The sequence below is a fragment of the Actinoplanes octamycinicus genome (assembly GCF_014205225.1).
In the GTDB taxonomy this organism is placed as follows: domain Bacteria; phylum Actinomycetota; class Actinomycetes; order Mycobacteriales; family Micromonosporaceae; genus Actinoplanes; species Actinoplanes octamycinicus.
This window is the reverse complement of record NZ_JACHNB010000001.1, coordinates 4,732,839-4,747,328: the sequence shown is the minus strand read 5'-3', so window position 1 is coordinate 4,747,328 and position 14,490 is coordinate 4,732,839. Positions and strand designations below refer to the sequence as shown.

Genomic DNA, 14,490 nt, shown 5'->3' with positions numbered 1-14,490 from the left:
CTTTCGGGAACCCTTCGGAGGAAACGTTGACCACAGAACAGGTGACCCAGCCGTGGCGCGACCCGGCGCTCCCCGTCGCCGACCGCGTCGAGGCGCTGCTCGCCGAGATGACCCTCGAGGAGAAGGTCGCGCAGCTGGGTAGCCGCTGGGTCGGCAACGACATGGGCGACACCGCGCAGGAGGACGGCTACGACCCAGAGGAGCAGCACAACGTCGCCCCGATGCAGGACGTCTTCGCGGCCGGCGGCTCGGTGTCGCTGACGGACGCGGCCGAGCACGGCCTCGGCCACCTGACCCGGGTGTACGGCAGCATCCCGCTCTCCCCCGCCGAGGGCGCCGCCGAGCTGATCCGCCAGCAGCGCGTGGTGATGGCCGCCCGGCTCGGCATCCCCGCGATCGTGCACGAGGAGTGCCTGACCGGGTTCACCGCGTTCGGCGCCACCGTCTACCCGGCCGCGCTCGCCTGGGGCGCCACCTTCGACCCGGAGCTGATCGAGCGGATGTCCGCGGCGATCGGCCGGGACATGGCCGCGCTCGGCGTGCACCAGGGCCTGTCCCCGGTGCTCGACGTGGTCCGCGACTACCGGTGGGGCCGGGTCGAGGAGACCATCGGCGAGGACCCCTATCTGGTCGCGATGGTCGGCTCCGCCTATGTCCGGGGCCTGCAGAGCTCCGGGGTGATCGCCACGCTCAAGCATTTCGCCGGCTACTCCGCCTCCCGTGGCGCCCGCAACCACGGCCCGGTGCCGATGGGCCGGCGCGAGCTGATCGACCTGATCCTGCCCCCGTTCGAGACTGCCGTGCAGATCGGCGGCGCGGGCTCGGTCATGAATTCCTATTCCGACGTCGACGGGGTGCCGGCCGGCGCCGACCGGTGGTTGCTCACCGAGGTGCTCCGGGACGAGTGGGGTTTCACCGGCACCGTGGTCTCCGACTACTGGGCGATCCCATTCCTGGCCACCATGCACGGCGTCGCCACCGGCAACGCCGACGCCGGCGCGCAGGCGCTGGCCGCCGGGATCGACGTCGAGCTGCCGGACACCATCGGGTACGGCGCCGAGCTGGTCGCCAAGGTCCGCCGCGGCGAGGTGCCGGAGGAGCTGGTCGACCGCGCCGCCCGCCGCCTGCTCACCCAGAAGGCCCAGCTGGGCCTGCTCGACCCGGGCTGGACCCCGGAGGAGTCGGTGCTGGCCGCGCCGGTCACCGACCTGAACGGGCCGGGCAACCGGGCGCTCGCCGCCGAGCTGGCCGAGCGCTCGGTCGTGCTGCTCGACGCGGGCAGCGCGCTGCCGGTCGCCGGGCCGCGCCGGATCGCCGCGATCGGCCCGTGCGCCGACGACGCCCGCACCTTCCTCGGCTGCTACGCCTTCCCGAACCACGTGCTCCCCCGGTACCCGCAGCTCGGCCTGGGCCTGGACATCCCGACCGCGCTGGACGGCCTGCGCGCCGAGTTCCCGGACGGCGAGATCGGCTACGCCCGCGGCTGCGAGGTGACCGGCGACGACCGCAGCGGTTTCGCCGAGGCGGTCGAGGCGGCCCGCGGCGCCGAACTGGCGGTGGCCTTCGTCGGCGACCTGGCCGGCTTGTTCGGCAAGGGCACCTCGGGCGAGGGCTGTGACGCCGACGACCTGCGGCTGCCCGGCGTGCAGGCGGAGCTGCTGGAGGCGCTGCTGGCCACCGGCACGCCGCTGGTCGTGGTGGTGGTCTCCGGCCGGCCGTACGCGCTGGGCGACCTGGCCGGCCGGGTGGCCGGCCTGGTCCAGGCGTTCATGCCCGGCCAGGCCGGCGGGCAGGCGATCGCCGGCGTGCTCAGCGGCCGGATCCAGCCGACCGGCAAGCTGCCGGTGCAGATCCCGCGGACCCCGGGCGGGCAGCCGGGCACCTACCTGCAGCCGATCCTGGGCGCCACGCACAGCGGGGTGAGCAACCTCGACCCGACGCCGCTCTACCCGTTCGGCTACGGCAGCTCGTACACCACCTTCGCGGTCGACGAGCTGAAGGTCAGCGCGGACACCGTGCCGACCGACGGCGAGTTCAGCGTCACCGTGCGGGTCCGCAACACCGGCGGGCGGGACGGCGCCGAGGTGGTCCAGCTCTACCTGTCCGACCCGGTCGCCCAGGTCACCCGTCCGGTCCGCCAGCTGTCCGGTTTCCAGCGCGTCGAGCTGGCCGCCGGGGCGGGCGCCGAGGTCACCTTCCACGTGCACACCGACCGCACCGCGTTCGCCGGCCGCGACCTCCAGCGCGTGGTGGAGCCCGGTGACTTGCGGGTGCTCGTCGGCACCTCGGCCGGCGACCTGTCCTGCCAGGCGACCGTCACGCTGACCGGCCCGGTCCGCCCGGCCGGCGCCGACCGCCGGCTGGTCACCCCGGTGGAGGTCCGGCCGATCGAGTCGTAACCGCTGGTTACCGTCCGCTCCGGCGAGCTGACACTAGGCTGAAACCGTGCCCCGACGCATCAACGACGACGAGCGGCTACGGCGGTTCGAGGCGGTCACCGATGCGGCCCTGTCGCGCCTCGATGCCTCCGATCTGCTCGACGAGTTGCTGGACCGGGTCCGGGACCTGCTGGACGTGGACACCGCGGCGATCCTGCTGCTGGACGAGCACGCCCAGCAGCTGGTCGCCACCGCGGCCAAGGGTCTGGAGGAGGAGGTCCGGGCCGGGTTCCGGGTCGCCGTCGGGCGCGGTTTCGCCGGCCGGGTGGCGGCCGGCCGCCGGCCGGTCCGGATCGCCGACGTCACCGCGGGCGACGTGGTCAACCCGATCCTGCTGCACAAGGGGATCCGGTCGCTGCTCGGCGTGCCGATCCTGGCCGGCACCGACCTGATCGGGGTGCTGCACGTCGGCACGCTGACGCCGCGCCGGTTCGGGGCCGACGACATCCGGTTGCTGGAGCTGGTCGCCGACCGGGCCGGGGTGGCCGGCCGGATCCGGTCGCACAAGCTGGACCAGGCCGCCGCCCTGGCCCTGCAGCGCAGCCTGCTGCCGGCCCGGTTGCCCGAGATCCCCGGCGTCGAGCTGGCCGCCCGCTACGTGCCCGGGCACGCGTTCGGCATCGGTGGCGACTGGTACGACGTCTTCACCCTCCCCTCCGGCCACCTGGGCGTGGTGATCGGCGACGTCTCCGGTCACGGCCTGGCCTCCGCCGTGGTGATGGGCCGGATCCGCAGCGCGCTCCGCTCCTACGCGCTGATCTGCGACGACCCGGCCGAGGCGCTCACCCTGCTGAACCGCAAGGTGCACCACTTCGAGGCGGGCAGCCTGACCACCGCGCTGTACGCGATGATCAGCCCGGACCGGGAGCGGATCGTGCTCTCCTCGGCCGGGCACCTGCCCCCGGTGGTGGCCTGTCCCGGCGAGGGCGCCGCGCTGGCCGAGATCATGGTCGACCCGCCGCTCGGCATCGGCCCGCGCACCCGGCGCCGGCGCAGCACCACCCTGGAGTTCCCGCCCGGCGCCCTGCTGCTCTGCTACACCGACGGCCTGGTGGAGCGCCGGGACCAGGTGATCGATACCGGATTGGGGCGGCTCACCGGCCTGGTCCGGGCGGACAATGCGGAGACGGTGTGCACCACGGTGCTGGGCATCGCGGACACCGAGCAGCCGGGGGACGACGTCGCCGTGCTCGCCGTGCGACGCCGTACCTGAGAACACGGAAAAATGCCTGCACCCCCTTGTTCACCACGGATTCAGCGGAAAAGATGGGGCGGCATGCACTGATCCCGAAGTTGGAGGCCGGATGACCGCCAAGAAGGTTCTGCACAATCTCATCGCCGGCGCCGCGGTCGCGCCCGCCGACGGGCGGTATGCGGATCTGATCGACCCGAGCACCGGCGAGGTCTTCGCGTCCGCCCCGATCTCCGGCAAGGAGGACGTCGACCGGGCCATGGCCGCCGCGTCCACGGCCTTCGAGGAGTGGCGGAACACCACTCCCAGCGACCGGCAGAAGGCGCTGCTCAAGTTCGCCGACGCGGTCGAGGCCCGGGCCGACGAGCTGGTCGCCGCCGAGTCGCAGAACACCGGGAAGCCGCTCGGCCTGACCGCCAGCGAGGAGCTGCCGCCGGCGGTCGACCAGATCCGGTTCTTCGCCGGCGCCGCCCGGCTGCTCGAGGGCCGCTCCGCGGGGCAGTACATGAACGGCTTCGAGAGCTACGTGCGGCGCGAGCCGGTCGGCGTCTGCGCCCAGGTCACCCCGTGGAACTACCCGCTGATGATGGCGGTCTGGAAGATCGCGCCGGCCCTGGCCGCGGGCAACACCGTGGTGCTCAAGCCGTCCGACACCACCCCGGTCACCAGCGTCATGCTGGCCGAGATCGCCGCCGAGTTCTTCCCGGCCGGTGTCTTCAACGTGCTGCTCGGCGACCGGGACACCGGCCGCGCCCTGGTCGAGCACAAGACCCCGCAGATGGTGTCGATCACCGGCTCGGTGCGGGCCGGCATGGAGGTGGCCGGCTCGGCCGCCGCCGACCTCAAGCGCACCCACCTGGAGCTGGGCGGCAAGGCCCCGGTCGTGGTCTTCGAGGACGCCGACATCGCGGCGGCCGCCGCGGACATCGCGGTCGCCGGGTACTTCAACGCCGGGCAGGACTGCACCGCGGCCACCCGGGTGCTGGTCGCCCCGGCGGTGTACCAGGACTTCGTGGCCGCCCTCGCCGAGCAGGCCCGCGGCTTGAAGACCGGCGCCCCCGACGACGAGGACGTGCTCTACGGCCCGGTCAACAACGCCGGCCAGCTGAGCCGGGTGAGCGGCTTCATCGACCGGCTGCCCGACCACGCCTCGATCGAGGCCGGCGGCGCCCGGGTCGGCGACCGCGGCTTCTTCTGGTCGCCCACCGTGGTGGCCGGCCTGCGCCAGGACGACGAGATCATCCAGAACGAGGTGTTCGGCCCGGTCATCACCGTGCAGCAGTTCGCCGACGAGGACGAGGCGGTCCGCTTCGCCAACGGGGTGGACTACGCGCTGGCCTCCAGCGTGTGGACCCGGGACCACGGGCGGGCGATGCGGATGACCCAGCGGCTCGACTTCGGCTGCGTCTGGGTCAACTGCCACATCCCGCTGGTCGCGGAGATGCCGCACGGCGGCTTCAAGCACTCCGGCCACGGCAAGGACCTTTCGGTGTACGGCCTGGAGGACTACACCCGCATCAAGCACGTCATGCACAACGTGGGGGCGTGATGAACTCGGAGCAGCTGCACAAGCGGAGACTGGCCGCGGTCGCCCGGGGCGTCGGGTCCACCATCGCCGCGTACGTCGACCACGCCGGCGGCGGCACGCTGACCGACGTGGACGGCCGGGAATGGATCGACTTCGCCTCCGGCATCGCGGTCACCAACGTCGGCAACGCCGCGCCGAGGGTGGTCGAGGCGGTCCGGGCCCAGGTCGAGCGGTTCACCCACACCTGCTTCATGGTCGCGCCGTACGAGTCGTACGTCGCGGTCTGCGAGCAGTTGATCGAGCTGACCCCGGGCTCCTTCGAGAAGCGGGCCGCGCTGTTCAACTCCGGCGCCGAGGCGGTGGAGAACGCCGTCAAGATCGCCCGGCACGCCACCGGGCGGCAGGCGGTCGTGGTGTTCGACCACGCGTACCACGGCCGGACCAACCTGACCATGGCGCTGACCGCGAAGAACATGCCGTACAAGCACCGGTTCGGCCCGTTCGCGCCGGAGGTCTACCGGGCGCCGATGTCCTATCCGCTGCGCGACGGCGGGCTGGACGGCGCCGAGGCGGCCCGCCGGGCGATCGACGTGATCGAGAAGCAGGTCGGCGCGGGCAACGTGGCGGCCGTGCTGATCGAGCCGATCCAGGGTGAGGGCGGCTTCGTCGTACCGGCGCCCGGTTTCCTGCCCGCGCTTGCCGCCTGGGCGGCCGAGGCCGGCGCGGTGTTCATCGCCGACGAGATCCAGACCGGTTTCTGCCGGACCGGGCAGTGGTTCGCCTCCGAGCACGAGGGCCTGGAGCCGGACCTGATCACCACGGCCAAGGGGATGGGCGGCGGGCTGCCGATCGCCGGGGTGGTCGGGCGGGCTTCTCTCATGGACGCCGTGCATGCCGGTGGCCTCGGCGGGACCTACGGCGGGAACCCGGTCGCGTGTGCCGCCGCGCTCGCCGCCATCGAGACCATGCGCGAGCTGGATCTGGCCGGCGCGGCGCGACGCATCGAGGACGTACTGAAAACCGCTCTGTCTGATTTCTCGGACATGGCGGAAGTGCGCGGGCGGGGCGCGATGATCGCCATGGAGATCACCGAGCCGGGGACCCTGGAGCCGGATCCGGCCCGGACGGCCGCCGTCTCGCGAGCCTGCCACGACCGCGGCCTGCTCACGCTGACCTGCGGCACCTACGGGAACGTGCTGCGTTTCCTCCCGCCCCTGGTGATCTCCGACCAGGACCTCCACCGTGGGCTGGACATTCTGCGTGAAGCTCTGCGGAACTAGCCCAAGAGCACGCTCACAGGGAAGAATCGCGCCGTGAGTGAGACGGGGCTGGATGAGATCAACAAGCAGATCATCGATCACCTGCAGCGGGACGGGCGGATGTCCTACGCCACGCTCGCCAAGACGATCGGGCTGTCCGAGGCCGCGGTGCGCCAGCGCGTACAGCGGCTCCTGGACAACGGCCTGATGCAGATCGTCGCCGTGACCGACCCGCTCACCCTGGGTTTCGCCCGGCAGGCGATGGTCGGTCTGCGGGTCACCGGCGACCTCCGGGAGATCGCCGACGAGCTGGCGTCGATCCCCGAGGTGGACTACGTGGTGATCTGCGCCGGCCGCTACGACCTGCTGGTCGAGCTGGTCTGCACCGACGACGAGCACCTGCTGGACCTGCTCAACGAGAAGGTCCGGCCGATCCAGGGGGTCGCCGCGGTGGACACGTTCATGTACCTCAAACTCGCCAAACAGACCTATGCCTGGGGAACCCGATAACCGATGAGCTTCTGGCTCGACTCGCTCGGCCCGATCGAGCGGCGCACCGCCCTGCCCGGCGACCGGGACGCCGACGTGGCGATCGTGGGCGGCGGCTACACCGGGCTGTGGACCGCGTTCTACCTCGCCCGGGCCCGGCCGGACCTGCGGATCGTCGTCCTGGAGGCGGAGTTCTGCGGGTTCGGCGCGTCCGGCCGCAACGGCGGCTGGGCCTCCGGCCTGTTCCCGGTCTCCGAGGCCGCGCTGACCCGGCGGTTCGGCGCCGACGCGGCCAAGGCGATGCACGCCGCGCTGGCCGGCGCGGTCGACGAGGTGGGGCGGGCCGGCATCGACTGCGACTACGCCAAGGGCGGTGTCATCTCGCTGATCCGCACCCCCGGCCAGCTGCGCCGGGCGCCCGCCGACCGGCTCGACGCCGCGCGGACCCGGGCGATCTGCGACGCCACCGGCGTGCTCGGCGGCGTCTACAGCGAGCACTGCGCCGCACTGCACCCCGGCAAGCTGGTCCGCGGCCTGGCTTCCGCGGTCGAAGAACTCGGCGTCACCATCCACGAGGGCACCCGTGCGTTGTCCGTGACGGCCGGCGAGGTGATCACCGACCGGGGCACGGTCCGGGCCGGCACCGTGGTCCGCGCCTTGGAGGGGTACACCGCGGAACTGCCCGGCCACCGCCGCGACCTGGCCCCGGTCTACTCGCTGATGATCGCCACCGAGCCGCTGCCGGCCGCCGTCTGGGACCGGATCGGGCTGCGCCGCCGGGAGACCTTCACCGACGAACGCCGGATGATCATTTACGGGCAGCGGACCGCTGACGATCGGCTGGCGTTCGGCGGCCGCGGCGCGCCGTACCACTTCGGCTCCCGGGTCCGCCCCGAATACGACCGGGTCCCCGCCGTCTTCGGCAAGCTCCGGCACACCGTCCAGGAACTGTTCGGCATCGAGGTCGCGGTCGCCGCCCGCTGGGGCGGCCCGCTCGGCATCCCGCGCGACTGGATGCCCAGCGTCGGCCTGCGCGACGGCGTGGCCTGGGCCGGCGGCTACGTCGGCGACGGCGTGGCCGCGACCAACCTGGCCGGCCGTACCCTCACCGACCTGATCCTGGGCCGCGAGTCGGACCTGACCCGGCTCCCCTGGGTCGGCCACCGCTCCCGCCGCTGGGAACCGGAACCGCTCCGCTGGCTCGGCATCAACGGCGGCCTGCAGGGGGCGGCGTTGCTGGACGCTCTCGACCGCTGACCCGCTTCCGGCACGCCCCGCCTCTCGACCGCTGACCCGCTTCCGGCACGCCCGCCTCTCGACCGCTGACCCGCTTCCGGCACGCCCGCCTCTCGACCGCTGACCCGCTTCCGGCACGCCCGCCTCTCGACCGCTGATCCGCTTTTGGTACGCCGGAGCGCCCCGTCTCTCGATCGCTGATTGGCTTTCCGGTACGCCCGAGTGTCCCGTCCGCAGGTGATCGCCCGCCCGCACCCCGCCGCGAGACCCGCCGCTGGTTGCGGTCCTGCCGCGCCCTCCGCTCCCGGCTGGTCCTCAGGGGTGTCTCAAGCTTCGCGAGACACCCCTGAGGACCAGCCGGATCACGCTGGGCTCGGTGTCGGGGCCACCGGTGACCGCGCTGTTCCTCGGGCCTCTGCCGATGATGCGAGTGCGCGGCGGAGGTCAGAAGTGTGGCTGGCGATGCCGCAGGCCAATCGGATGGCGAAGCACGGCTCGGGTCGGTCGTCCACATTCCGGCTTTGTCCACAGGCGATCCGCTTCGTCCTGCGGATTTGCGGCAGACTGTCCAGCGGGCGGCTCCCCCTGAGGGAGGGCGGGCTGACGGCTGAGGTGGGCTGGCGGTGAGGCTCGGCGGCGGGATCACGGAGCGGCGAGACCGTGGGCGGTGGCACTGCGGTGCGGCGGAACCGCGCCCGGGCGGGACACCGGACCGCGAGACCGTGGCGGTGAAACTGCCGGGCGGCAGGGCTACGGCGTGAGACCGCTAGGCAGCGGGACCACGCACAGGCGGGGCTGCGGTGCGGCGAGCGCGAACGGCGAGACTGCGGAGGGTGAGCGGCGGGCGGACGGTGCGCGGCAGATGGTGGATCAGGTGTGGAGTGGGAGCCGCACACAGACCACCGTGCCGGTCGGGTCGTTGGCGGCCAGGCGGATGGTGCCGCCGTGCAAGCGGATGATGGCCCGGGCCAGGCTCAAGCCCAGGCCGCTGCCGTGGGTGCCCTGGTGGCGGACGTTGCTGCCGCGGAAGAAGCGGTCGAAGACGCGGTCGCGTTCGGATTCCGGGGTGCCGATGCCGGTGTCGGCGATGCGCAGTTCGGCCCAGCCGTCGGTGCTGTGCAGGGTGACCCGGATGGGGGCGCCGGGCGGGCTGTATTTGACCGCGTTGGCCAGCAGGTCGTCGAGGACCTGGCGGAGCCGGTCCGGGTCGGCGGGGAGCGGCAGCGTGTCCGGCAGGTCGGTGGTGATCACCGAGCGGGCCGCCGAGATCGCGTCGGTGACCAGGGCGGCCAGGTCGACGCGGCGTTTCTCCAGGGCGAGGTGGCCGCTGTCCAGGCCGGCCAGGTCGAGCAGCGCCTCGGCGATGCGTTGCAGCACGGCCGCGTTGCGGGCGATGGTCCGGGCCATCCGGCGGCCGTCGTGGTCGAGGCCGGCGGCGTCCTCGGCGAGGATGGTGGCGTTCGCGGTGATCGAGGTGAGCGGGGTGCGCATCTCGTGCCCGACCAGGTCGACGAAGTCGTTCTGGGCCCGGGCGAGCTGGCGGGCCAGTTCTTCGGCCCGGCGCAGCGCCACGAACACGCCGATCTGCGCGGCCACCCCGTCCATCAGCACGGTGAGCAGGTCCTCGTGCCGTTCCTCCGCCCCCGCGTAGCAGGTCAGCACGCCGAGCAGGGTGTTCCCGTCCTGGACCGGGACGGCCAGCACGGTCCGGATGCCGCGTTGGATGCAGATCTGCACCCGGTCCCGCTCGTGCGGGGTCTGCAGGTTCAGGTCGGCGCCGATGTCCGGCACCCAGATGGCCCGCCCGGTCGCCCAGACCCGCCCGGTGATCCCTTCGCCGTGCCGCGGCACGTGCCCGAAGAATCCGTCCGGGGCGTCGCCGCCGGTGTCCCAGTGCCCGACCGAGCGCAGCCCGCCGCCGGCCGACTCGTCGATGAGGAACAGTTCGGCGCACGGCCAGCCGAGCGTGACCGCGACCGCGCGGAGCACTTCGGGGGCGGCCGCCTGCACCGTGCCGGCCTGTTTCAGCACGTGTTCGACGGCGAGATGGCAGGCCCGGAACCGTTCGGCGCGGCGCAGCGCGGTCACCTCGTGCGCCACCGAGACCGCGCCGAGCAGCTGGTTGTCGGCGTCGAAGATGGGCTGGGCGGTGCAGGCGAAGCAGCGGACCGGGTGGCCGGGCAGCCGGACGCAGATGTCCTCGGCGATCACCCGCTCGCCGCGCAGCGCCCGCATCACCGGGGTCTCCTCCCAGCGCAGCGGGCGCATGTCGGGCGTGGTCATCACCGCCTCGGACACCTCGGCGTAGTTCTCCGGCACCGGCCCGTCCAGCGGCAGGCCGCGGACCTCGCGCATCGCCCGGTTGACGAAGACGAGCCGGCCGCTGGCGTCGCAGGCGACCACCCCGACCGACAGGCTCTGCAGCAGGACGCCGAGGAACGCTTCGCTGTCCGATGTGACCGCAGCCCCCAGCATCACCATGTCGGCCCACTTCTCGCGTGTGCCCGCGCCGTTGCGACCACACGCCCTTTATACCGCTGTATGTGCCTTTTATCCGGTACAGGTCTGGTCGTGTTCGTGACTGAGCAGCTCCTGGATCGCGGTGACCAACCGGTCGTTCGGGCAGGGCTTGAGCAGCACCGCGCAGGCCAGCTCGGCGGCCCGCGGGTCACCGGGGGTGATCTGCCCGCTCAGGATGGCCACCGGCATGTCGCTCATCTCCGGGTGGGCGCGCACCTTGCGAATCAGCTCCCAGCCGTCCATCCGCGGCATGCCGAGGTCGGTGAGGAGCGCGTCCGGGTGCTGCTCCTCGAGCATCTCGAAGGCGGCCTGCCCGTCCGGGGCGCGGAGCACGGTGACACCGGCTCGTCTGCACACCCGGGTCAGGACGGCGGCGATGTCCTCGTCGTCCTCGGCGATCAGCAACACGGCCATTCCGTCAGCATGCGCCCGGCAATGAGCGCAGCGGGAGCTTTTCCAGCAATGTCGGTTGCGGCGACCCATTGGAAACCAATGTCGGTTGCCGCGACCCAGCGGAAACAAGCACCTGGAAACAACGCGTGACGATACCGAGGATCGAGAGGGACCGATACCCGAAGGGGGCGACATGACCAGACGGACCCTCGCCGGCGTCACCATCAGCGCGCTCGTCGTCGCGCTGCTGCCGGGCGCCGCCGCCACGGCGGCCACCACGCCACTGTATCGAGACGCCCGGCAACCGGTGGAGAAACGCGTCACCGACCTGCTGGGCCGGATGACGCTGGCCGACAAGATCGGCCAGATGACCCAGGCCGAGCGCGGCGCGGTCGCCGCCGACCCGTCGCTGATCACCCAGTGGCGGCTCGGGTCGGTGCTCTCCGGGGGCGGCTCGGTGCCCACCCCGAACACCCCGCAGGCCTGGGTCGCGATGGTCAACGAGTTCCAGCGGGCGGCGCTGGCCACCCCGCTCGGCATCCCGATGATCTACGGGGTGGACGCGGTGCACGGGCACGGCAACGTCTACGGCGCCACCATCTTCCCGCACAACGTCGGCCTCGGCGCCACCCGCGACCCGCGCCTGGTCGAGCGGGTGTACCGGGCCACCGCGGCGGAGGTGCGGGCGACCGGCATCCCGTGGGACTTCGCGCCGTGCGTCTGCGTCAGCCGGGACGAGCGGTGGGGCCGCGCCTACGAGAGCTTCGGCGAGGACCCGGGCCTGGTGGTCCGGATGCGCACCGCGGTCGACGGGCTGCAGCGCGGCGGCGTGCTGCCCACGGTCAAGCACTACGCCGGGGACGGCGACACCGAGTACGGCACCGGCAGCGGCGACTTCACCATCGACCAGGGCGTCACGGTCACCAGCCGGGCCGACTTCGAGCGGATCGACCTGGCGCCCTACCGGGATCTGCACGGGGTCTACACGGTGATGCCGTCGTTCTCCAGCGTCGACTGGACCGAGGACGGCGTCGGCAACCCCACCAAGATGCACGCCAGCCGGGAGCTGATCACCGGCACCCTCAAGGGCCGGTTCGGCTTCGCCGGGTTCGTGATCAGCGACTGGGAGGGCATCCACCAGCTGCCCGACGCGACCGTGCCGGCCGGCGAGCCGCGGCCGACCGCCAAGCAGGTCCGGGACGGGGTCAACGCCGGCACCGACATGTTCATGGAGCCGAACACCGCGGCCCGTTTCGAGGAGCTGCTCACCGCCGAGGTGACGGCCGGGCGGGTGCCGATGAGCCGGATCGACGACGCGGTCCGCCGGATCCTGCGGGTCAAGTTCCAGATCGGGCTCTTCGAGCATCCGTACGCCAGCACCGCGGACCTCGGCCAGGTCGGCAGCGCCGCGCACCGGGCCCTGGCCCGGCAGGCGGTGGCCGCCTCGCAGGTGCTGCTCAAGAACCGCGGGGACGTGCTGCCGCTGAGGCGGAACGCCAAGCTCTACGTGGCCGGGCGCAACGCGGACGACATCGGCAACCAGGCCGGCGGCTGGACCATCGACTGGCAGGGCCGCTCCGGTGACGCGATCCCCGGCACCACGATCCTCGAGGGCATCCGGCAGGTCGCGCCGCGGGCCACCGTGACGTACAGCAAGGACGCGTCGGCGCCGATCGGCAAGGACGACGTCGGTGTGGTGGTGGTCGGCGAGACACCGTACGCGGAGGGCTTCGGCGACGTCGGCGGCCCGGTCTGCTCCTGGTGCACCGAGCCGCAGCACGAGCCCAAGTCGCTCAGCCTGCAGCCGGGTGACCGGGCGGTGATCGACAGGGTCTGCGCGGCGGCCGCCGAGTGCGTCGTGCTGATCGTCTCCGGCCGTCCGCAGCTGATCACCGACCAGCTGCCCGAGATCGACGCGCTGGTCGCGTCCTGGCTGCCGGGCAGCGAGGGCGCCGGGGTGGCCGACGTGCTGTTCGGCCGCCGGGCGTTCACCGGGAAGCTGCCGGTGACCTGGCCGCGCTCGGCCGACCAGGTGCCGATCAACATCGGCGACAAGACCTATAAACCGCTTTATCCGTACGGATACGGCCTGCGCACCCGCCACTGACCAGTGTCGACTGATCCGCCCGGCGCCGAGCCGGGCGGATCACGCCGTTCGTCGATACCCTCGAACGGGTGACAGCTCAACCACCCATCGTGTTCATCGCCGCCCTCGGTGAACCCGGGCGGCACTGGCAGCCGGTACTCGACCGGCTCGGCGACCTGCCCACGATCACCTACGACCGGCCCGGCACCGGCGACGCCCCGCCGCGGCCGGCGCCCCATCCCCCGCTGCCCTACAGCGTGCTCGCCGACGAGCTGGCCGCGCTGCTCGACCAGCGCGCGGTCACCGGCCCGGTGGTGCTGGTCGCGCACTCGCTGGGCAGCCTGATCGCCCGGGTCTTCGCCGACCGGCATCCCGGCCGGGTGGCCGGCCTGGTGCACGTCGACGGCTCGCTGCCGCAGCTGCGGCTCTTCGACGGCGCCGAGGACCCGGTGGACGGGGACGGGCCGGGCGCCTCCGAGCTGGACCTGATCGTCGGCCAGCTGGAGGTGATCACCGCAGCGCCGGCGCCGGTGCCGACGGTGGTGCTGACCCGCACCCCGCACCACCCGTCGACCGCCGGGCTGCCCCGCGGCGTCGAGGAGTTGTGGCTGGCCAGCCAGCGGATCCTGGCCCGCGGGGCGGGCGCGCCGCTGATCGTCGCCGACCACGCCGGGCACCGGATCCCGCAGGAGGCGCCCGACCTGGTCGCCCACGCGGTCCGGCTGACCTGCGCCGCGATCACCCGGGGCACCGGGATCGCCGTCGACCCGGAGGCGCTGAGCAAGGCCGGCGGCCACCTGGACGAGTCGTGAGCCGCGGCGGGACCCTGGGCGTGCGACATGGCGCCCTGAGCCGCGGCGGGACCGCTCCGGGCGTACCGGAATCGGACTGTGAATGAGGGTTTTCGGATGACCGACATCGGGCTGAGCATCGGGGAGATCGCGCGGCGGACCGGGTTGAGTGTGGACACTCTGCGGTTCTACGAGCGGGAGGGGCTGCTGACCAGGCCGGTGGAGCGGGACACCGCCGGGCGGCGGGTCTACCGGGTCGAGGACGAGGGCTGGCTGGAGATCTGCACGAATCTGCGGCGGACCGGGATGCCGCTCAGCGAGATCCGGCGGTTCGCCGAGCTGGTGCGGGCCGGCGCCGGGAACGAGCACGAGCGGCTGGCCCTGCTGCAGGAGCATCGGGAGCGGGTGACCGAGGAGATCCGGCGGCTGGAGAAATTCCGTGACGTGATCGATTACAAGGTCCGGGCCTACGCGGCGGAAGTGGAGAAAGGCACCGCGGCGACGTTCTGGACCGGCGTTCCCTCGTAATGCGGAAATGCCCGCCTTTCCGGGAAAGGC

11 protein-coding genes are annotated in these 14,490 nt (G+C 72.6%); 9 read left to right on the top strand and 2 right to left on the bottom strand.

Annotated elements, in window-relative coordinates; genetic code table 11:
- Nucleotides 1–26: 26 nt before the first annotated feature.
- The 6 genes from BJY16_RS20725 to BJY16_RS20700 all read left to right on the top strand — a co-directional run bounded on the left by BJY16_RS20725 (nucleotide 27) and on the right by BJY16_RS20700 (nucleotide 8,163).
- Entirely contained in the window at nucleotides 27–2,399 is a 2,373-nt protein-coding gene (locus BJY16_RS20725; RefSeq protein WP_239178032.1) for a glycoside hydrolase family 3 N-terminal domain-containing protein, read from the top strand.
- A gap of 46 nt (nucleotides 2,400–2,445) precedes the next feature.
- A complete protein-coding gene (locus BJY16_RS20720) occupies nucleotides 2,446–3,651 on the top strand; it encodes a PP2C family protein-serine/threonine phosphatase (protein ID WP_185041244.1) in 1,206 nt (401 codons plus the stop codon).
- A 91-nt stretch (nucleotides 3,652–3,742) separates the two neighbouring features.
- Nucleotides 3,743–5,179 (top strand): gamma-aminobutyraldehyde dehydrogenase, encoded by a 1,437-nt coding sequence (locus BJY16_RS20715; protein WP_185041243.1) that lies wholly within the window; start codon nucleotides 3,743–3,745, stop codon nucleotides 5,177–5,179.
- On the top strand, nucleotides 5,179–6,438 hold the full coding sequence (gene gabT, locus BJY16_RS20710; RefSeq protein ID WP_221502008.1) for a 4-aminobutyrate--2-oxoglutarate transaminase: 1,260 nt from the start codon (nucleotides 5,179–5,181) through the stop codon (nucleotides 6,436–6,438). The genes BJY16_RS20715 and gabT overlap by 1 nt, the downstream gene beginning before the upstream one ends.
- Nucleotides 6,439–6,471: 33 nt before the next feature.
- A complete protein-coding gene (locus BJY16_RS20705) occupies nucleotides 6,472–6,927 on the top strand; it encodes an Lrp/AsnC family transcriptional regulator (RefSeq protein WP_185041241.1) in 456 nt (151 codons plus the stop codon).
- 3 nt (nucleotides 6,928–6,930) lie between these two features.
- On the top strand, nucleotides 6,931–8,163 hold the full coding sequence (locus BJY16_RS20700) for an NAD(P)/FAD-dependent oxidoreductase (protein ID WP_185041240.1): 1,233 nt from the start codon (nucleotides 6,931–6,933) through the stop codon (nucleotides 8,161–8,163).
- Nucleotides 8,164–9,012: 849 nt separating this feature from the next.
- On the opposite strand, the gene BJY16_RS20695 is transcribed toward BJY16_RS20700, so the two are convergent.
- Nucleotides 9,013–10,623, bottom strand: coding sequence for a sensor histidine kinase (locus BJY16_RS20695; protein ID WP_185041239.1), 1,611 nt, complete (start codon nucleotides 10,621–10,623; stop codon nucleotides 9,013–9,015).
- Between the two features lie 69 nt (nucleotides 10,624–10,692).
- Nucleotides 10,693–11,076: a response regulator gene (locus tag BJY16_RS20690; protein ID WP_185041238.1), complete on the bottom strand. Its 384-nt coding sequence runs from the start codon at nucleotides 11,074–11,076 to the stop codon at nucleotides 10,693–10,695.
- A gap of 172 nt (nucleotides 11,077–11,248) precedes the next feature.
- Between BJY16_RS20690 and BJY16_RS20685 the strand changes: the two genes are divergently transcribed.
- The 3 genes from BJY16_RS20685 (at nucleotide 11,249) to BJY16_RS20675 (ending at nucleotide 14,460) form a co-directional block, all read left to right on the top strand.
- A complete protein-coding gene (locus BJY16_RS20685) occupies nucleotides 11,249–13,162 on the top strand; it encodes a glycoside hydrolase family 3 protein (protein ID WP_185041237.1) in 1,914 nt (637 codons plus the stop codon).
- Nucleotides 13,163–13,230: 68 nt separating this feature from the next.
- Nucleotides 13,231–13,953, top strand: coding sequence for an alpha/beta fold hydrolase (locus BJY16_RS20680; RefSeq protein ID WP_239178033.1), 723 nt, complete (start codon nucleotides 13,231–13,233; stop codon nucleotides 13,951–13,953).
- A gap of 96 nt (nucleotides 13,954–14,049) precedes the next feature.
- The gene (locus tag BJY16_RS20675; RefSeq protein WP_185041236.1) at nucleotides 14,050–14,460 is read left to right on the top strand and encodes a MerR family transcriptional regulator; all 411 of its coding nucleotides are present in this window, start codon (nucleotides 14,050–14,052) and stop codon (nucleotides 14,458–14,460) included.
- The last annotated feature ends 30 nt before the right edge of the window (nucleotides 14,461–14,490 follow it).

What these genes read in the sequence shown, in the direction of transcription:
- BJY16_RS20700 (WP_185041240.1), top strand. Translation starts at nt 6,931, where the DNA reads ATGAGCTTCTGGCTCGACTCGCTCGGCCCGATCGAGCGGCGCACCGCC.
- BJY16_RS20715 (WP_185041243.1), top strand. Translation starts at nt 3,743, where the DNA reads ATGACCGCCAAGAAGGTTCTGCACAATCTCATCGCCGGCGCCGCGGTC.
- BJY16_RS20690 (WP_185041238.1), bottom strand. Translation starts at nt 11,076, where the DNA reads ATGGCCGTGTTGCTGATCGCCGAGGACGACGAGGACATCGCCGCCGTC.
- BJY16_RS20675 (WP_185041236.1), top strand. Translation starts at nt 14,050, where the DNA reads ATGACCGACATCGGGCTGAGCATCGGGGAGATCGCGCGGCGGACCGGG.
- BJY16_RS20685 (WP_185041237.1), top strand. Translation starts at nt 11,249, where the DNA reads ATGACCAGACGGACCCTCGCCGGCGTCACCATCAGCGCGCTCGTCGTC.
- BJY16_RS20695 (WP_185041239.1), bottom strand. Translation starts at nt 10,623, where the DNA reads ATGGTGATGCTGGGGGCTGCGGTCACATCGGACAGCGAAGCGTTCCTC.
- gabT (WP_221502008.1), top strand. Translation starts at nt 5,179, where the DNA reads ATGAACTCGGAGCAGCTGCACAAGCGGAGACTGGCCGCGGTCGCCCGG.